The organism is Halobaculum roseum (assembly GCF_019880245.1).
Lineage (GTDB): Archaea > Halobacteriota > Halobacteria > Halobacteriales > Haloferacaceae > Halobaculum > Halobaculum roseum.
Window position 1 is genome coordinate 2,440,084 of record NZ_CP082286.1, and the last position, 18,477, is coordinate 2,458,560.

An 18,477-nucleotide genomic window follows, 5' to 3' on the forward strand; every position below is an offset into this window, starting at 1 on the left:
GCGGTTGTCACACACGCAGCAGTCGGGCTCTCCCGGCGCCGACGCCCAGAAGCAGCCCCACGAAATGCGCGATCAGCGCGCTTCCGGCGGGGCTGAACACGACCGTGACCGCCAGCGCGAGTCCCCCGACAGCGACGACCAGAACCCGCGGCGACACGTCGAGCCGTCGCGCCGCGCGCCCGAGCGCGTCGGCGGCGGGATTGGCGGCGGCGACGTAGCCGACGAGCGCGAACGCGGCGCCGCTGATGCCCACGACGCCCGTGGGGACGAGCAGGCCACCGAGCCACACCTGCGCCAGCCCCGCGAGCGCCCCCGTCGCGAGGACGAAGCCGTGAAACCGGGCACGGGTCGTCGAGGCGGCCACGGGAACGCCGGCGACGACGACCACGACCGCGTTCGAGAGGAGGTGGCCGACGCCGGCGTGGGCGTACACGCTGGTCACAAGCGTCCACGGCTGGACGACCGTCGGCGCCGACAGGACGAACAGGAACGCCGCCAGCGGGCGCGCGAGCAGCCCGACGACCCAGAACGCCGCCGACACCGCGGCCATGAGCGCGAGCGTCTCGGCGACCGGACGGAGCGGCCCGGTTCGGGTCGCCGATCGGACGGAGGCCATGCCGAGTACTGCGTGACGTGCGGACAAAGCCGTGCCGCCGGGCGGCGGCCGTCGGTGGCGCCGCCGCTGGCGTGTGTGAAAAACGATGAGAACGGTCGTCGGTGACGGGGGACCCGTACGGGTCCGGTGCGCCTCAGTTCAGTCCTCGAGGACGATCTCGATGGAGACGTCGTTCGGGACCTGGATCCGCATGAGCTGACGGAGCGCGCGTTCGTCGGCGTCGATGTCGATCAGCCGCTTGTGGACGCGCATCTCCCAGTGCTCCCACGTCGCCGTCCCCTCGCCGTCGGGGGACTTTCGCGACGGGACCTCGAGGGTCTTCGTGGGGAGCGGGATGGGACCCGACAGCGCCACGCCGGTCTTGTCCGCGATCTCGCGGACGTCGTCGCAGATGTCGTCCAGGTCGTCGGGGCTCGTGCCCGCGAGTCGGACGCGCGCTTGCTGTCCGGGCATTTACCGTTCGTTGACGGAGAGCACCTTGCCGGCCGCGATGGTCTGACCCATGTCGCGGATGGCGAAGGAGCCCAGCTCCGGGATCTCGCTGGACGGCTCGATGCTGAGGGGCTTCTGCGGGCGCACCGTCACGATGGCCGCGTCGCCGGACTTGATGAAGTCCGGGTTCTCCTCGGCGACCTCGCCCGAGGACGGGTCGAGCTTCTGGTCGAGCGACTCGACCGTACACGCGACCTGCGCCGTGTGGGCGTGGAAGACGGGGGTGTAGCCGGCCGTGATGACGGACGGGTGCTGCATGACGACGACCTGCGCCTGGAAGGTCTCGGCGACCGTCGGCGGGTCGTCCGCGGGACCACAGACGTCGCCGCGGCGGATGTCGTCCTTGCCGACGCCGCGGACGTTGAAGCCGACGTTGTCGCCGGGGCCCGCGTAGTCGACCTCCTCGTGGTGCATCTCGACCGTCTTCACCTCGCCGCCGACGTCCGACGGCTGGAAGGAGACGTTGTCACCGGGGGTCATCTCGCCGGTCTCGATCCGCCCGACGGGGACCGTCCCGATACCCGAGATGGTGTAGACGTCCTGGATGGGCAGACGCAGCGGCGCGTCCGTCGGCGGCTCCGACTCCGGAAGGTTGTTGAGGGCCTCCAGAAGGATCTCGCCGTCGTACCACGACGTATTGTCCGAGCGGTCGGCGATGTTGTCGCCCTCGAACGCCGAGATCGGGATGAAGCTCGCGTCCTCGGTGCCGAAGCGGACCTGCTTGAGCAGGTCCTCGACCTCGGAGACGACCTCGTCGTAGGAGTCCTCCGAGTAGTCGACGAGGTCCATCTTGTTGATCCCGACGATCAGCTCGTTGATACCCAGCGTGCGGGCCAGGAAGACGTGCTCGCGGGTCTGGGGCGCGACGCCGTCGTCGGCCGCGACGACGAGCACCGCGTTGTCGGCCTGCGAGGCGCCCGTGATCATGTTCTTCACGAAGTCACGGTGGCCCGGGCAGTCGACGATGGTGAAGTAGTACTGGTCGGTGTCGAACTCCTGGTGGGCGATGTCGATCGTGACACCGCGCTCGCGCTCCTCGGCCAGGTTGTCCATGACGTAGGCGAACTCGAAGCCGCCCTTGCCCTTCTCCTCGGCCTCCTCTCGGTGCTGTTCGATCACGTGCTCGGGGACGCTCCCGGTCTCGAAGAGGAGCCGCCCGACGAGCGTGGACTTCCCGTGGTCGACGTGGCCGATGATGGCCAAGTTCTGGTGGGGTTTGTCGCTCATTGTTGAATCAAGCGCTGAGGCGCTCTGTAAGGACGTATAACGTCCGAACGCCCTAAAACCATTTCGATACGTCAGGCAGCCCACCCCGACGCTTGCTTGCGATTAGGTCGTGTGTACCCCTCCCGTGTGTGGTGGTTACACGGGTCGTCTCCGACCGCGCCGGACCCCCGTTCCGGGCGTTTGATCCTCGACGATCGGTTCGAAACGATCGGTCGACACCGACCGAATGGCGGTTGCCGACGGAGCGAACTACTCCAGTCGAGCCACGTCGGCCAGCACGGCGCTGGCGGTCTCCTCGCCGCCGGCGCCGCGCCCGGAGATGGCGAGCCCCCCCGCGTACTCGTGGTCGATCTCGACGATGTTTCGCGTGCCGGTCACCGACAGCGTGCCGTTCTCCGGGACCAGCCGCGGGCCGACGCTGACGCCGTCGCGGGTCGCCTCGCCGACGAGCCGGACGGTCCGCCCGTCCTCGGCCGCCAGCTCCAGCGCGCTGCCCGGGATGTCGCGGATCCCCTCCACGTCGGCGTCCGCGAGCGTGACCGCGGCCTCGCGAAGCTCGTCGAGGGTGTCGCAGTCGGCCTCGCGCAACACGTTCGCCAGGATGACGCACTTCAGCGCCGCGTCGGTTCCCTCCACGTCGAACGAGGGGTCCGCCTCCGCGACGCCCAGGTCCTGGGCCTCCGCGAGCACGTGGTCGTAGTCGAGGCCCTCGGCGGCCATCCGCGAGAGGACGAAGTTCGCCGTCCCGTTGAGCACGCCGCGAACCGCCGAGACGTGCTTCGCCCCGAGGTCGTCGACCGTCGCGCACACCGGAATGGCGCCGCCGACGGTCGCCTCGAAGTACACCTCGCCCGCGGAGTCGGCCTCCAGCGCGCGCACCTCGGCGTACCGCTCGGCGACCGGCCCCTTGTTCGCGAGCACGACGTGCTTGTCGCGCTCCAGCGCGGTGCGCACGTGCGAGAAGCCGGGCTCGGCGTCGCCCAGCGTCGTCGGGGTCGCCTCCACGAGCACGTCGTACTCGGCCGCTAGCGCGTCGCCCGGCGAGGCGCCGCCGAGCGCCTCCCCGGCGTCCTTGCGCGCGAGGGCGGCCTCCACGTCGACGCCGTCGGGGTCGACGACCGCCGACGACGAGTCCGCCAGCGCGGTCACCTCGTTGTCGTACTCGGGGGCCAACTCCGCGACCGCCCGGCCGACCGCGCCGGCGCCGAGGACACAGAGCCTCATCGGCGGCCCTCCAGCGGCGCGATCACGTCGATGTCCTTCTCGGCGGCGACCTCCCGGACCGTCTCGATCACGCTGGCGGTCTCGCCGGCGTGTGCCCGCAGGCGAAGCCGGGCGCTGGAGTGCGCCGACGACCCGGCGCCCGCCGGCGCCGACAGGTCGATGTCGGCCACGGACGCCCCCGAGCAGTCCTGGATCTTCTTGAGCGTGTCCGACAGGTCCGTGTCCACGAGGTGGCCCACGAGGACGACCGTCACCTCGTCGCCGTACTCCTCGGCGTCGGCCTGGATCACGTTGACGCCGCGCTCCCGGAGGTCATCGAGGATCCCCTCGAACCGGTCGGGCGGACACTCGATGTCGACCTCGACGGGGATGCGTCCCCGCGGGGTGAGGCTCCCGCGCTCGTGGAAGATCGACAGCAGGTTCGCGCCGTTGTCGGCGATGGGTTTCAGCGCCCCGAGCAGCTGCCCCGGCTCGTCGACCAGCTCGAGCCGGATCGTGTGCGCCTGCAGCTCCGTCTCGTGGCCGCCGTCCGTCTCCGCCGCGTCGTCGCCGTCACTCTCGGTACCGCCGTCGTCCGCCGCGTCCACCGGCTGCTCGTCGGGGGCTGGCGTCGACTCCGAGGGCATCTATCGGGCCCTCCGTTCGTCCGCGCGCGTCCCCGTCGGCGCCGCGTCGTCGGCCGCCGCCGTCGAGCGTGTTCCGTCGGGGGGTGTGGTCGTGGACCCGATAATTGTGATCGGCGTGCGGGGCTGGGTCGCTCGTTCGCAGCCGTCGCGCCGACCGTGGGTCGTGCCACTTGGCATAGTTGTCCTGTGTAGACGGGGAGGTGATAAGCCTTCCACCGTGGCGATGCTTGCCAGTGTTCGAACGATCCTGTGAGATCTCCGACGGTCTCTCGGCGGATCGAGGGTCTCGCCGACGGTTCGTCGGCCGCGTCGACGGTTCGTTCGCCGGCAGCACCGCTCGTTGGGGGAGCCAGCGGGAGAGCGCCGGAGAGAAAGACAGACCGAGACCGACCGCGGCGGTCGGCGCGGGACCTCAGATGTAGTCGATCGACTGCGGCAGCTCGAGCTTCATGCCCTTGCGCTCGCGGATCTCCATGATCTTCTCGCGCTGGAGGTTGTCCACGAGCACGCGGAAGCCCGCGTTCTCCGTGTTCCAGGAGGCGCGGCCCTCGGTGGCCGAGCGGATGTCGCTGGAGAAGCCGATCATCTCCTCGACGGGCGCGATGCCCTCGATGACCATGAGGTCGCCCTCCTGGTACATGTCGTCGACGCGGCCGCGGCGGCCCTGGATCTCGCCGGAGGCGTCGCCCATGTGCTCGCTGGGCACGTCGATGCGGACGTCCTGGATCGGCTCCAGGAGGCGCACCTCGCCGTCGATGAGCGCGCGGTGGACGGCGTCGCGGACGGCGGGGATGACCTGCGCCGGACCGCGGTGGATGGTGTCCTCGTGCAGCCGCGCGTCGTGCAGGCGCAGCAGCGCGCCCTGCACGGGCTCGGCCGCGAGGGGACCGTCGTCGAGCGCCTCCTCGAGGCCCTCGATGACCAGCTCCATCGTCTCGTTCAGGTGCTGGATCCCCTTCGTGTCGTCGATGAGGACGTTCGTCCCGTGGATGTGCTCCACGTTCTGGGACGTGTCCTTGTCCATGCCGGCCTCCTGCAGCGCCTCGCGGCGCTCCAGTTCGGGCATGCTCATCGACGCCTCGCCACGCTGGATCGTCTCGACGATGTCGTCCGCCATCGGCTCGACGGTGATGTAGAACTTGTTGTGGCGGTTCGGCGAGACGCCCTCGACCTCGCGGGAGGCCTCCTGCGGCTGCTCGCGGTAGACGACGATGGGCTCACCCGTCTGAACGGGGATGCCCTGGTTCTTCTGGATCCGCTGGGTGATGACCTCGAGGTGGAGCTCGCCCTGCCCGGAGATGAGGTGCTCGCCGGTGTCCTCGTTGATCTCCACGCGGATGGTCGGGTCCTCCTTGGCGACCTGCTGGAGCGTCTTGATGAGCTTCGGCAGGTCGTCCATCGACTTCGCCTCCACGCTCTTGGTGATGACCGGCTCGGAGATGTGCTCGATCGACTCGAACGGCGTCATCTCCTTGTCGGAGACCGTGGAGCCCGCGATGGCGTCCTTCAGGCCGGTGACGGCCGCGACGTTGCCCGCGGGGACGCCCCGGTCGAGCTCCTCGCGTTCGCCGCCCATGTAGATCCCGACCGACTGGACGCGGTTCTTGCCCGCGGTGCCGGAGACGTACAGCTCCTGGCCCTTCTCGAGCGTGCCGGAGAAGACGCGACCCGTCGCGATCTCGCCGGCGTGGGGGTCCATCCCGATGTCGGTCGCCATGAAGACGATGTCGCCCTCGCGGTTGACCGTCCGCATGTCCTCGGCGATGTCGGAGTCGTCGTCGCCGCGCCAGATGCGCGGGATGCGGAACGGCTGCGCCTTCAGCGGGTTCGGGAAGTGCTCGGCGACCATGTCGAGCACGACGTCCGAAAGCGGCGTGCGCTCGTGGAGCTCCTGGCGCTTGTGGTCCTGCTCAAGCTCGATGATGTCCGCGAACGACATGCCGGTGCGCTGCATCGACGGGAGCGAGACGCCCCACTTGTACAGCGCCGAGCCGAACCCGACGGTGCCCTCCTCGACGGAGACCGTCCAGTCCTCGTCGATGTCGTCCATCTCCTCGGTCATCCCGCGGATGAGCTCGTTCACGTCCGCGATGACGTCCTGGAGGCGCTGCTGCATCTCCTCGGGCCCCTCCTGGAGCTCGGAGATGAGGCGGTCGACCTTGTTGATGAACAGCGCCGGCTTGACGCCCTCGCGGAGCGCCTGCCGGACGACCGTCTCCGTCTGGGGCATCGCGCCCTCGACGGCGTCGACCACGACGAGCGCGCCGTCGACGGCGCGCATCGCGCGGGTCACGTCCCCGCCGAAGTCGACGTGGCCCGGCGTGTCGATGAGGTTGATGAGGTGGTTGTCCCCCTCGTACTCGTGGGTCATCGAGACGTTCGCCGCGTCGATGGTGATCCCGCGCTCCTGCTCGTCCTCCTCGGTGTCCATCACGAGCTGGGTCGCCTCGTCGGCGTCGGCGATCATGCCCGCGCCCGCGAGCAGGTTGTCCGTCAGTGTCGTCTTCCCGTGGTCGACGTGAGCGGCGATGGCGATGTTCCGGATCTGCTCCGGCTCGTCCATCAGCTCCTCACATTCCTGTACGATTTTCTTTCGTCGGCCCATTACCGACCGGTATTCTCCGCCCGGTCAAAAGGGTAGTGCTTTGCCGGCGCCGAAACCTCCGAATCCGGGGGCCACACAGCGTGGTACGCCGTCTCGTGGATCGCCCCGCAGCCGGGGGCCGACCGGCACAAGAGTCAAACCGGTACATCCCGTGCCAACACTACACATGGACATCCGAGTCCGCGGCGCCGTCCCGCCCGACCCCTTTCTCGGGGCGGCAACGCTCTTCGAGACCGAACACGACCTCTCGCTCCCGGTCGAGGTCCAGGTTCGCGACAACCCCGAGGAACGGACGTGGGCGGCCCACTACGACGACCGCCACGTCCTCAACATCTCCCGGAAAGCGGCGACCTCGGCGATGGCGCGCGAGCTCGCCCTCCACGAGCTGTCGCACATGGCCCGATACGAGGAGCCGCATCCCTCACACCACCAGTCGACCGACGAGGCGCTGTTCCTCGCGCTGTCGGGGTCGTCGGTCGAGCGACGGAAGGTCCATCACTGCTACCAGATCGCGAACCACATGAAGGACGTGTACGCCGACGACATCACCCTCTCCGTCGGTCCCGGCGGGAAGCTCGTCACCTTCTTCGAGTCGCAGCTGGCCGCCGCGGTCGCGGACCGTCCGCGCGATCACCCCCACCCCGACTCACAGCGAATGACGCCCGGCTCGGACCCGGACATCACGGCCGTCAACGCCGCGTTCGCGCTCGCGATGTGCGAGCGGCACGGGCTCGTCGGCGACGGGCACCGCCTGTACGACTTGGTTCACGCCGCCGCGGACGACGCTCCGGCGGTCGACGTGCAGGGGTTCACGCGGCTGTTCCGGTCGCTCGCGGCCGACCCCTCGGAGTCGGAGTACCGGAAGGCGCTGGTCGACGCCGCCAGGCTGTACGCCGTCAACGCGGGCGGCGGATCCGCTGCGGCCGACTGACTGCCGAGGGGCGTTCCCGACGCGACCGAACCGGCGGGGAGGGGAGTCGTCAGTAGCAGGAACGAGAGTCGCCAGTAGCTACTTCGCGGGCGACCGCGAACGGTCGACTATGGGATCCGAGCCCTCCACGGAGTCCACGAGCGCCGGCGACCGGAATACCAACGACGCGTGCGCTCCCCACCGCCGACCGTACGCCGTCGCGACGCTTCTGCGCGACTGGGTGGTCGCCGTCGCCGTCGTCGCCGGCCTGTACGGACTCCTGTACGCGATCCCGGTCCCGCCGTTCGGCGTCCCCGGCTACCTCCTGATCGTGGCGTTCGACCGACTTGAGACGGTGCTTCCGGCGTTCTCGAGTTCGACCGCGTACGACGCGGCCTTCGCCGGCTTCCTCGGAACGCTGGCGGTCGTCGCGTCCCTCGGCGCGTCGTGGTCGCGGTCGCGTGGGGCCGCCGGCGGGCGCTCGGTCGCCGCCGGCGCGGCCGTCACCGTCGTCGGCGTCGTCGGAGCCGCCCTCTGGTCGACCGTCTTCCTCCGCTTCGCCGGGGGCGACTACACGCCGCTGCTCGTGGTCGGCGCGACGACCGTCCTACTGCTGTTCGCCGGGCGCTACCTCGCCGTGGGTCGGTTCGGTCGCCGTCTCGCCTGACGGCGATCGGACGGCGCACGCGCGTTTTGCTTCCGCGCGTTCGGGACCGGGAACGGCTCGCGAGCCGGACGGGCGCGGTCCATCGCCCGTGGGCGTGCTGGTGCCGGCTTCGTATTTGAACGCTCGCCCGCCTTGGTCGTCCGACGCCGCCGGGTGCGTCACTCGTCATCGGGGTACCGAACGGGGGTTCGGGCGCCGTCGGCCGCGCGCCACTCCTCGCGGCTCACCGAGAACCGGTGGTGGTCGGCGGGCTCGTCGTAGCGTCCCGCGTGATTGCGGAGCAGTCCCTCGTACCGGCCCCCGTGGCGGTCGACGTACCGTTCGACGGCGCGGCGGGACCGCTCGTTGTCGCCGTGGATCGGCACCGCGGCGACGCCCACGTCCAGTCGGTCGAACGCCACCGCGAGCAGCGCGTCGGCGCGCTCGCCCGAGTAGCCCCGCCCCCAGAACGGCTTTCGCAGCCAGATCGCGGGCAGCGCGAGGTCGCGGTCCCACCGGCAGATGAGCCCGGCCGTCCCGGCGAACTCGCCGGCGCCCGGCTCGTCGCCCCGAGGGCGGACGACCCACTCCGCCCGTTCGCGCTCGTCCCACTGTCGCTCGAACTCGGCGAGGCGCTCCTCGGCGCCGGCGAGCGTGTCGAGCGGCGACCACGGGAGGTACTCCGTCTCCTCGTCGATCGTCGGGTTGCGGTCGGACGCGGCGTCGTACAGCGCTCGCGCGGAGACGTGCTCGCGCGAGCACCGTTCGAGCCGCAGGCGCTCCGTCTCGATGACCTCCGGGAACACGTCCCCGGCGTCGCCGGCCGTGGACAAAGCCGTTCCCCCGGTTCGACACCGCGTCGCGAACGCGGCTCGGCGGCTCGGCGCCACCGCCGACGCTCGGGACTGCTCCGTCGGCACGGCCGATCGACACGACCGAACACCTATGCGGCGGGGGGCCGAGCGCCCGACATGGCCGTCGACGCCGTGTTGTTCGATCTGGACGACACCCTCTACCCGTACGATCCGTGCAACGAGGCGGGCACGCGCGCCGCCTTCGAGACGTACCGAGACCGCGGCGGCGACCTCGACGCCGACGCGTTCGAGGCGCGACGCGCCCGGGCCCGCCGCGCGACCAAACGCGAGGTCCCCGCGACCGCGAGCAGTCACAGCCGCCACATCTACTACACGCGGCTGGTCGCCGACCTGCCGGGGCCGTTCGACGCCGACCTCGCTCGCGCGCTGGGCGACGCCTACTGGGACGCGTACCTCGCGGAGATGGCGGCGTTCGACGACGCACTCGACACGCTCGCGACGCTCCGGGAGGCGAACGTCGACGTGGCCGTCGTGACGAACCTCACGACGCGCGTCCAGCTTCGCAAGCTCGCCGAACTCGGCGTCGACGCGCACCTCGACGCGCTCGTCACCAGCGAGGAGGTCGGCCGCGAGAAGCCCGCCGCCCCCGTGTTCACCGCGGCGCTGGCGCGACTCGACCGGGCACCGTCGGAGGCGCTCGTCGTCGGCAACTCCCCCGCCAACGACATCGAGGGCGGCAACGCGCTCGGGATGGAGACGGCGCTGTTCAACGGACCCGAGGAGGGCGAGGGTGTCGGGGACGCCGGCGACCCGGAGAGTCTCCGGACGCCGGATCACCGCCTCGACTCCCTGACCGCGGTGACGGAGGTGGCGCTGTGAGCGACGACGCGAGCCCGTCGGTCCTCCGCGAGGCCCGCGAGGCCGTGGTCGAGCACGCCCCCGAACTCGCGCGGCTCACGCCCGGGCGCACCGGGAACCTCAGCGTCCGCGACGGCGACCGCTTCGCCGTCACGCCCACGGGCGTCGCCTACGACGCGTTCGACACCGGGGACGTGCCGGTGGTCGACCTCGACGGCGAGCGCGTCGCCGGGCGGATGAAACCCTCCAGCGAGGTGCCGATGCACCGACACATCTACCGCGGCTACGGCTCCGACGCCATCGTCCACACCCACTCGCCGTGGGCGACATCGATGGCCGTGCTCCACGAGGAGCTGCCCCCGATCCACTACATGATCGTCACGGTCGGCAAGCGCGTCCCCGTCGCCGAGTACGCCCCCTACGGCACCGAGGAACTGGCCGCGAACGTCGTGGCCGCCATGGAGGAGGCGAACGCGACGGCCTCCTTCATCGAGAACCACGGGCTCGTCGTCACCGCCGACGACATCGAGACCGCCCTGGAGCACACCACCCACGTCGAGGACCTCTCGCGGCTGTACCTCCAGTCGTCGGCCGTCGGCGAGCCGACCGAACTGCCCGAGGCGGAGCTCGACACAGCCATCGAACAGTTCGAGGGCTACGGCCAGGGCGACTGAGAGCCGCCGCGATCGGTCGCCGCCGGCGTCGCCGCGGCGTCTCGGCGTCTCCCTCGGCCGGCGGCGACCCCCGAGCGCCGATACGGCACACACCGTCGGTAAGGACTATGCGCTCGGACGCTGTACCGTCCCCCATGCCGCCGGCGAGCGTACTCACCTGCGACGGCTGCGGCTTCGAGGCACCGACGGGGAACGACGCGTGGGAGCACGTCACCGATCCGAGGCTCGGCAGGCTCACCCGCTGCCCCGAGTGCGGGAGCACGAACGTTCACAATCGCGGCTGACCCGGCGACGGTCGACCGGAGATCGCTCGGCGCGATCGCGTCGCTTCGGCCCCCGGGACAGCCGAAACGACAAAGTAGTCAGAATGTAATCTCGGAATCATGTCCGAGGACGCTCGCGTGTCGCCGGAGACGTACGACACGTGGTTCGAACTCCTCGCCGACGAACTCCGGCGACGGCTCCTCTTCGAGTTGGCGGACCGGTCGTCCTCGGGGGCCATCGTGTCGGTCCCCGATGACATCGTCGGACCGAACGAGGACGCCGACACGCTGTCGCTCCACCTCCGCCACGTCCACCTCCCGAAGCTCGCCGACTCGAACGTCATCGACTGGAACCGGGACGCGGGGACCGTCTCTCACGGCCTCGCGTTCGACCGGATCCGACCGGTCATCCGGTCGGTCCGATCGATCGACGACATCGGTCGAGCCGAGCGCTGAGCACGCGGCGAACGCCGTCGCTCGCGGTCGGCGATCGGAACGAACGCGAGAAACGCCCCGGGGGGCGCGCGATCGTCGGTGCCGTGGCGCGGTTAGCGCGCGGCGGCGGCGACGCGCTCGGTCTCCTCCTTCTGGGAGATCGAGTACGTCTGCACGTCGTAGCGGGCGGCGCCGATGAGCTGGTCGGCGAGCGCGTCGGCGGCGCTGGTCGTCGTCTTGTAGCTGGAACCGCGGACGCCGGCGGCGATGAACTTCAGCGACTGGTCGACGCGGCGCTGGGGGGCCACGTCGACGGCCTTCGGGACGGAGATGCCGCCGTACTTCAGGCGGACGGTCTCCTCGCGCGGGGCGGCGTTCTCGACGGCCTCGACGAGCACCTGCACCGGGTTGTCCTCGGTGCGCGAGTGGATCGTGTCGAAGGCGTCGCGGACGATCCGCTGGGCCTGCTGCTTCTTGCCGGTGTTCTCCTCGGTCTGCATCAGGCGGTTGATGAGCCGCTCGACCAGGGAGATCTCGGACTTCTGGAACTGCTTGGACGCGTGACGCCCCTGCGTGTGCGCGATGGGGGTCACGTTCATGTACTTCCGGGTGGACGGGTCGGAGTACTCGATCTCCGAGACGTCCCACTCGCCGAACAGCAGGGCGTTCTCCGCGGCCTGCTCGGAGTCGGCGGGCGCGTCCGGGTCCGGTGCCTCGGCCTCGTCGTCGACGTCGGCGTCTTGCTCTGACTCGCTCATTATCGGACGGGCTTCTCCGCGTTGCCGCGGACGAGTTCGATCATCGACACGCCGTTGACCTTCTCGACCTTGTAGTTGACGCCGGAGAGGTCGCCCATGGCGCGACCCTTCGCGCCGCCGATCCCCGCGATGGTGACCTCGTCGTGCTCGTCGATGAACGAGATGGCGCCGTCGCCGGGACAGAAGGCGGTGACCTGCTTCCCGTTCTTGATGAGCTGGACCCGGACGCACTTCCGGATCGCCGAGTTGGGCTGCTTCGCCTCGATGCCCACCTTCTCCAGGACGATACCGCGACCCTGGGGGGCGCCCTCGAGGGGGTCGGACTTCTCGGAGAGACCGCGCTCGCGTCGCGCGTACTCGGAGTCGGACCACCGCCGTTTCTGGCGGTCCTTCTTGAGCTTCCGCGCGGCGTATTTGCCGTTGGCCATCGTACACCCCCGTTTTCGGCCGTGCTACGTAAGGGTTCCCTTTCGATCTCGGCGAGACGGGCGGAGAAGCGATTAGCGGTACCTCTCGCGGGATCTGAGCGCGTCTCGTGGTGGCCTCTCGCGGCCGCAGCGACGGTTTCGGCGCGCGTCGGTCGCTCTCCGGGCGTCGCTGGTCGCCGCAGCGACGCGGCGACGCCGAGCGGCCTCACCCTGGACTCGCGCTTCCGTTCACTCCGCGGGTCCCGTGGTAGCGTCGCCGCCGCGGTCTTCGTCGCCGCCGCGGTCTCCGCCGGCGCCGCGATTCCCGTCGCCGTCGGCGACCGTCACGCCGACGTGGCCGGACAGCTCCCGGTCGCTGGCGGGACCGAGGGTGATCCCGGCCTCCTCGAAGCGGTCGATCACTCGGGCGCGAAACCGGGACCGGATCCCGAGGAGGTCGCCGTCGGCGGGCTCGCGCACGAGGAACTCCGCCCGCAGCGCGACGGTCCCCTCGCCCAGGTCGGCAACGCGCGCCTCCGGGGCCGGGTCGGGGAGCGCCCGTGGCTCGGCCTCGGCGGCCTCGACGATCAGCTCGCGGGCCCGGTCGATGTCGTCGTCGTACGCGAGGTGAACCGTCTCGGTGATCCGGAAGCGGTCGCGGCCGTACGGGCGGGTGATCGTGTTGCCCGTCAGCTCCGTGTTCGGAACGGTGAGCGTCTCGTAATCGAGCGTCCGGATCCGGGTCACGCGGAAGTCGACCGCCTCGACGACGCCCTCGCCGCCGGACCATCGGATCCAGTCGCCGACGTTGAAGTCCGGATCCGCGACGAGGAACAGCCCGCTGACGAGCGACCCGAGCACGTCGCGGCCGGCGGTGCCGACGGCGAAGGTGAGCGCCGCGATGAGCAGCGCCGACTCGGAGAACACGGCGCCGTACCCGGCCGCCAGCATGCCCGCCACCGTCGCCATTGCGGCGAGCAGCACCGCCAGGTACGTCTCGGTCGCCGACTGGATCGTCGGGTTGTTGCGGTTCCGCGACCGGACCGCCCGGACCGCCAGCGGGAACACCGTCGCCCGCGCGAGGAGGTACACCGCGACGGTCACGACCGTGAACACCGCGACATCGACGAGCGCGTCGGCGGGCGCGAGGAGTTCCTCGGGGACGGGACCCGCGGCGATCCCGACCGGCGCGGACGTTCGGGACACAGGGCAGCGTACGGTCGGATTCGAAAAGAGCGTGCGGCAGATTCGCAGCCCGCGGTGACGCGGTCGGGGTCGAGCCGTGGGTCGCCGTCCGCGTCAGGCCAACTGCACGTCGTCGATGTCGAAGTGGCGCCTCGCGAGCGCCCGCGCCACCTCGATGTTGCGGCCGTCGGCGCCGATGGCGACGCCGCGGTCGGCGTCGACGACCTCGACGTACGCGACGACGTCGTTCTGGCGGCTCACGGTCACGCCACGCACCGCCGCCGGCGCGAGCGCGTTCGCGACGAACGCCTCGGGCGTGTCGGCGTCCTCGACCAGCTCGACGGAGGCGCCGAGCCGCTCCTCGACGCGCTCGACGGTCGTCCCGCCCGGCCCGACGGCATCGGCCATCTCGCCGGCGGGGATGAGGAAGACGACCCGGTCGCCGTCCTCGAACACGAGACAGTCCGTCGGCGCGACGCCGACGAGCTCGTCGAACGTCCCGATGTACCGCCGCGCCTCGTCGGTGATCTCCACGCGCACCGTCAGTCGTCCGCGGAGGGCGCCGGGTCGGGGGCCGAGCCCATCCGCAGGTCCACGTCGCCGGTGCCGATCGACACCGGCTTCCCGACGATGACGTTCTCGATGACGCCGTTGAGGTCGTCGGCCTCGCCGTGGATCGCCGCGTCGAGCAGGTGGTTCACCGTCACCTCGAACGCCGCGCGCGCGAGCACGGAGTCCTTCGACCCGGAGATGCCGTGGCGGCCGATGGACTCGACGGTGCCGCGGTTCGTCATGATGTCCGAGACGAGCATCAGGTGGCGGATGTTCACGTCGTCGAGCCCCTGTTCCTCGAGCGTCTCCATCGTCTCGTCGATGATGGTCTCGCGGGCCGCCTCGACGCCGAGCGTCCGGTAGATCTCGTGGATGTTGTTACACGTGGTCCGGGAGGCGTCCACGCCCTCGATCTCCAGGGCGTCGGCGAACGCCGACCCCTCGGTGTAGAGGACGTACTCCTCCTCGCCGTCCTCGACCTCCTCCTTGCGGATGACGACGCGGGAGACTTCCTCGATCCCCTTGAACACGATGTCCCGGAGCTCCTCGACCAGCTGGAGCAGCTCGCGGTAGCTCGGCTCGTCGGGGCCGAACTCGATCGTCGTCCCCGAGTGGCGCGTGGAGACGCCCAGCGAGTCCTCGATGATGTCGGCGACGATGCCGGCGACCTCCGTCGGCTCCTCGTGGGTGGGCCACCGCTCCAGCAGCGTCTCCTCGTTGAGGTCGACGCGCACGATCATGTCCGCGACGTTCGTGGACACGTCGCCGAGCGCGAGGATCTTCGTCGCCTCGAGCTGCCAGACGACCTCGTGGGCCTTCTCGCGGTCGGTCGCGTGCTCGTCGTCCAGGTGGACGACCATGATCGGCGTGTCCGGGGTCTTGCGGGCGTCCACCAGCTCGATGAGCCGGGGGAGCCCCTGGGTCACGTCCATCTCCGCGACGCCCGCGTAGTGGAAGGTGTTCATGGTCATCTGTGTTCCGGGCTCACCGATGGACTGCGCGGAGACGGTCCCCACGGGGTCCAGCGGATCGACGCGCGTGTCGAGGTAGCGCGACTCCGCGGCCTGGGCGATCTCGTTCGCCTGCTCGGCCGTCACGCCGCCGCGGCCGTCGATGTTCCCGTAGATCTCGTCCTTCAGGCGTCGCGGCAGCTCCGTGTCCTCGACGACCAGCGCGATGTCCTCGGTGACCGTCTCGTGGGCGTCGACGAAGCGGTCGACCGACCCGCCGTCAGTCATCGCTCACCCCCATGCCGCCGGCCTTGTCGAGGCCTGGCCCGGCGTACTCCGAGAGGTTCGTCGGCGCCTCGCGACGGCCGAGGAAGCGCTCCTTCTCCTGCTCGGAGCCGAACTCCGCGTCGACGATGCGGTCGGTGATCTGCTCGATGTCGATGGGGGTGTCCTCGTTGGAGGACACCTTCACCGGCGAGGTGCCGTCCTCGCCGAACTCGAACTGGACGATAGTGCCGGAGGTGTCCCGCACCGTGCCGTCGTACTGCGTCTCCAGTTCCGACAGGGCGTTGATGAGGCGACGCTGCAGGTACCCGGACTTGGAGGTCCGGACCGCAGTGTCGACGAGCCCCTCGCGGCCGCCCATCGCGTGGAAGAAGAACTCCTCGGGCGTCAGCCCCGAGCGGTAGGAGTTCTCCACGAAGCCGTGGGCCTCCGCCGAGAGGTCGTCGGCCTCGTAGTGCGCGAGCGTGCGGTCCTCGTAGCCGCGGTTGATCCGCTCGCCGCGAACCGCCTGCTGGCCGACGCAGCCGGTCATCTGGGTCAGGTTCAGCATCGACCCGCGGGCGCCCGAGCGCGCCATGATGACCGCCGGGTTGTCGTCGGCGAAGTGGTCCTCGGCGATCTCGCCCGCGCTGTCGCGGGCCTTGCCGAGCGTCTGCATGATCTTCATCTCCAGCGTCTCGTCGATCGTGCGGCCCGGTAGGCTCTCGAGGTCGCCGCGCTCGTACGTCTCGATGAGCTCCTGGACGCGCTCGTAGGCGGAGTCGATCGCCTCGTCGACCTGCTCGGTCGCCTCCGGCGGGATCGACTCGTCGTCGATGCCCAGCGAGAACCCGAAGTGCATGATCGAGCGCATCGCCAGCGACGCCACCTCGTTGATGAACACGCGGGCGCGCGTCTTCGAGTACACCTTGGTGAGCGTGTCGACGATCTCGCCGCCGAAGCCGCCCACGGCGTCCTCGTCGATCGTCCCCTCGACCAGCTGGCCGTTCTCGATGCGAACGGTGTCGCCCGCCGAGGACGTGAACTCCAGGTTCAGGTCGTCGGGCAGCAGCTCCGAGAACACGGTCTGGCCCGTCCAGACGGGCTCGCCGGCGTCGTTCGTGCCGTCGGGCTCGGGCAGCTCGTCGACCGAGGTCGCCCGAAGCAGGTCCAGCGCCTGCGTCTCGGTGAACTCGGGGTTGTCGTGGGTGAGCAGGTAGGTGCCCGAGATGTGGTCCTGGATGGCCCCGATGATGTTCTCGCCGAAGCGGGGCGAGAGGATCTGCTCCTGGACGCGCATGAGGACGCGCGCCTCCGCGCGGGCCTCCTCGTTCTGGAGCGCGTGCATGTTCATCTCGTCGCCGTCGAAGTCGGCGTTGTACGGCGGACAGACGACGGTGTTGAGGCGGAACGTCTTGTACGGCATGACCACGACCTCGTGGGCCATGATCGACATCCGGTGCAGCGAGGGCTGCCGGTTGAAGATCACGATGTCGCCGTCGACGAGGTGGCGGTTCACCTCCCAGCCGGGCTCGACCTTCTCGGCCAGCTCCTCGCAGTTCTTCTCTGTCACCTTCAGCCGGCGGCCGTCGGGCCGCTTGACGTAGTTGGCGCCGGGGTGGGCCTCGGGCCCGTTGCGGACGTACTGCCGGGCGCGGTCGATGTTGCGCTCGGCGACGTTCATCACCTGCGTCATCTCCTCGGCGACCCGCTCGGGGACGCCGACCTCGTTCAGCGAGAGGGTGGGGTCGGGGCTGATGACGGTCCGCGCGGAGAAGTTCACGCGCTTTCCGGACAGCGAACCGCGGAAGCGACCCTCCTTGCCCTTGAGGCGCTGGGAGAGCGTCTTCAGCGGGCGGCCCGAGCGGTGACGCGCGGGCGGCGTGCCGGAGATCTCGTTGTCCACGAACGTGGTGACGTGGTACTGGAGCAGCTCCCACAGGTCCTCGATGATGAGCTGCGGGGCGCCGGCCTCGCGGTTCTCCATGAACCGCTGGTTGATCCGGATGATGTCGACCAGCTTGTGCGTGAGGTCGTCCTCGGAGCGCTGGCCGTTGTCCAGCGTGATCGAGGGGCGCGTCGTGACCGGCGGCACCGGAAGCACGGTCAGGATCATCCATTCCGGCCGGGACTTCTGCGGGTGGATGCCGAGCGGTTCGAGGTCCTCGTCCGGGATGTCCTCGAACCAGTCGCGGATGTCGCTCGGCATCAGCTTGTTCATGTCCTCGACGGTGAGGTCGATGCCGAGCGCCTTCTCGATCGCCTTGCGGTCCTCCTTGCGCGGGCGGAACTCGCCCGAGAGGATCTCGTTGATGCGGTCGAGCGCGATGCCCGTCTCGTCGGCCAGATCCATCGGGGAGATCGCCTCGCTCTCGTCGACCTCCTCGTCCTCGTCCTCGGGCTCGTCCGGCTGCATCGCCCGGGTGATGAGCTCGGAGTAGTCGCCCGAGAGCACGTCCTGCACCTCGTAGTAGGTGGTCGGCTTCTCGTGTTTGATGTCCGCCTGCGGCTCGCCGCAGTGCGGGCACGTGCTGGCCTTGCGGGCCTGTCGGACGGCCGACTTCAGCACGTCGGTGGGGTCGCCGCCGAGGTCCTTCGTCCGCTGAAGCTTCTCCTTGTACTCCTCCTTCTCCTCGGCGGTGAGCGCGAGGCGGCCGCAGTTGCGGCACGTCGCGCGCAGCAGCCGACGGATGAGCTTCGTGAAGCCGACGTGGATGACGGGGGCGGCCAGCTCGATGTGGCCGAAGTGCCCGTTACAGGACCCGGAGTGCTTGCCGCAGGTGCGACACTCCAGCCCGGGGTCGATGACGCCCAGGCGCGGGTCCATCAGCCCCATGTCGATGGGGTAGCCGTCGTCGTCGTAGGTGTCCGCGGTGATGACCTTCGTCGCGGACATGTCCCGATACGTCTCCGGGTCCATCAGCCCGAAGTTGATGCCGCCGATCTCTTTGGGTGTCTGGCCTGCCATAG

19 protein-coding genes are annotated in these 18,477 nt (G+C 69.9%); 6 read left to right on the forward strand and 13 right to left on the reverse strand.

Annotation, left to right across the window (positions count from 1 at the left end; translation table 11 throughout):
- Nucleotides 1–7 precede the first annotated feature (7 nt).
- The 6 genes from K6T36_RS12390 to K6T36_RS12415 form a co-directional block, all read right to left on the reverse strand.
- Nucleotides 8–616 (reverse strand): rhomboid family intramembrane serine protease, encoded by a 609-nt coding sequence (locus K6T36_RS12390; RefSeq protein ID WP_222921553.1) that lies wholly within the window; start codon nt 614–616, stop codon nt 8–10.
- A 138-nt stretch (nt 617–754) separates the two neighbouring features.
- Nucleotides 755–1,069, reverse strand: a complete 315-nt coding sequence (gene rpsJ / locus K6T36_RS12395) for a 30S ribosomal protein S10 (protein ID WP_073306642.1) — start codon at nt 1,067–1,069, stop codon at nt 755–757.
- The gene (gene tuf, locus K6T36_RS12400; protein ID WP_222921554.1) at nt 1,070–2,335 is read right to left on the reverse strand and encodes a translation elongation factor EF-1 subunit alpha; all 1,266 of its coding nucleotides are present in this window, start codon (nt 2,333–2,335) and stop codon (nt 1,070–1,072) included.
- Between the two features lie 249 nt (nt 2,336–2,584).
- Complete coding sequence (locus K6T36_RS12405) at nt 2,585–3,559, reverse strand: homoserine dehydrogenase (protein WP_222921555.1); 975 nt, start codon at nt 3,557–3,559, stop codon at nt 2,585–2,587.
- On the reverse strand, nt 3,556–4,185 hold the full coding sequence (locus tag K6T36_RS12410) for an amino acid-binding protein (protein WP_225935121.1): 630 nt from the start codon (nt 4,183–4,185) through the stop codon (nt 3,556–3,558). Before K6T36_RS12410 ends, K6T36_RS12405 begins: the two co-directional genes overlap by 4 nt.
- Before the next feature lie 412 nt (nt 4,186–4,597).
- Nucleotides 4,598–6,790, reverse strand: a complete 2,193-nt coding sequence (locus K6T36_RS12415; RefSeq protein WP_222921556.1) for an elongation factor EF-2 — start codon at nt 6,788–6,790, stop codon at nt 4,598–4,600.
- A 166-nt stretch (nt 6,791–6,956) separates the two neighbouring features.
- Here K6T36_RS12415 and K6T36_RS12420 point away from each other — a divergent pair, with 166 nt between their 5' ends.
- Nucleotides 6,957–7,721 (forward strand): DUF5781 family protein, encoded by a 765-nt coding sequence (locus tag K6T36_RS12420; protein WP_222921557.1) that lies wholly within the window; start codon nt 6,957–6,959, stop codon nt 7,719–7,721.
- 109 nt (nt 7,722–7,830) lie between these two features.
- Entirely contained in the window at nt 7,831–8,367 is a 537-nt protein-coding gene (locus K6T36_RS12425) for a hypothetical protein (RefSeq protein WP_222921558.1), read from the forward strand.
- Between the two features lie 158 nt (nt 8,368–8,525).
- On the opposite strand, the gene K6T36_RS12430 is transcribed toward K6T36_RS12425, so the two are convergent.
- A complete protein-coding gene (locus K6T36_RS12430; protein ID WP_222921559.1) occupies nt 8,526–9,152 on the reverse strand; it encodes a GNAT family N-acetyltransferase in 627 nt (208 codons plus the stop codon).
- Between the two features lie 165 nt (nt 9,153–9,317).
- Between K6T36_RS12430 and K6T36_RS12435 the strand changes: the two genes are divergently transcribed.
- The 4 genes from K6T36_RS12435 (at nt 9,318) to K6T36_RS12450 (ending at nt 11,412) form a co-directional block, all read left to right on the forward strand.
- Nucleotides 9,318–10,040, forward strand: coding sequence for a ribulose-1,5-bisphosphate 5-phosphatase (locus K6T36_RS12435; protein ID WP_222921560.1), 723 nt, complete (start codon nt 9,318–9,320; stop codon nt 10,038–10,040).
- A complete protein-coding gene (locus K6T36_RS12440) occupies nt 10,037–10,693 on the forward strand; it encodes a ribulose-1-phosphate aldolase (protein ID WP_222921561.1) in 657 nt (218 codons plus the stop codon). Before K6T36_RS12435 ends, K6T36_RS12440 begins: the two co-directional genes overlap by 4 nt.
- 134 nt (nt 10,694–10,827) lie before the next feature.
- Nucleotides 10,828–10,977, forward strand: coding sequence for a zinc ribbon-containing protein (locus K6T36_RS12445; protein WP_222921562.1), 150 nt, complete (start codon nt 10,828–10,830; stop codon nt 10,975–10,977).
- Nucleotides 10,978–11,076: 99 nt separating this feature from the next.
- Nucleotides 11,077–11,412, forward strand: coding sequence for a DUF7344 domain-containing protein (locus K6T36_RS12450; protein ID WP_222921563.1), 336 nt, complete (start codon nt 11,077–11,079; stop codon nt 11,410–11,412).
- A gap of 92 nt (nt 11,413–11,504) precedes the next feature.
- Here K6T36_RS12450 and K6T36_RS12455 read toward each other — a convergent pair whose 3' ends face one another.
- The 6 genes from K6T36_RS12455 to K6T36_RS12480 form a co-directional block, all read right to left on the reverse strand.
- A complete protein-coding gene (locus tag K6T36_RS12455; RefSeq protein ID WP_222921564.1) occupies nt 11,505–12,149 on the reverse strand; it encodes a 30S ribosomal protein S7 in 645 nt (214 codons plus the stop codon).
- On the reverse strand, nt 12,149–12,577 hold the full coding sequence (locus tag K6T36_RS12460; RefSeq protein ID WP_073306653.1) for a 30S ribosomal protein S12: 429 nt from the start codon (nt 12,575–12,577) through the stop codon (nt 12,149–12,151). The genes K6T36_RS12455 and K6T36_RS12460 overlap by 1 nt, the downstream gene beginning before the upstream one ends.
- Nucleotides 12,578–12,805: 228 nt before the next feature.
- The gene (locus K6T36_RS12465; protein WP_222921565.1) at nt 12,806–13,762 is read right to left on the reverse strand and encodes a mechanosensitive ion channel family protein; all 957 of its coding nucleotides are present in this window, start codon (nt 13,760–13,762) and stop codon (nt 12,806–12,808) included.
- 93 nt (nt 13,763–13,855) lie between these two features.
- On the reverse strand, nt 13,856–14,281 hold the full coding sequence (locus K6T36_RS12470) for a NusA-like transcription termination signal-binding factor (RefSeq protein ID WP_222921566.1): 426 nt from the start codon (nt 14,279–14,281) through the stop codon (nt 13,856–13,858).
- A gap of 2 nt (nt 14,282–14,283) precedes the next feature.
- A complete protein-coding gene (gene rpoA2 / locus K6T36_RS12475) occupies nt 14,284–15,531 on the reverse strand; it encodes a DNA-directed RNA polymerase subunit A'' (RefSeq protein ID WP_222921567.1) in 1,248 nt (415 codons plus the stop codon).
- The gene (locus K6T36_RS12480) at nt 15,524–18,475 is read right to left on the reverse strand and encodes a DNA-directed RNA polymerase subunit A' (RefSeq protein ID WP_222921568.1); all 2,952 of its coding nucleotides are present in this window, start codon (nt 18,473–18,475) and stop codon (nt 15,524–15,526) included. The genes rpoA2 and K6T36_RS12480 overlap by 8 nt, the downstream gene beginning before the upstream one ends.
- Nucleotides 18,476–18,477: the final 2 nt, after the last annotated feature.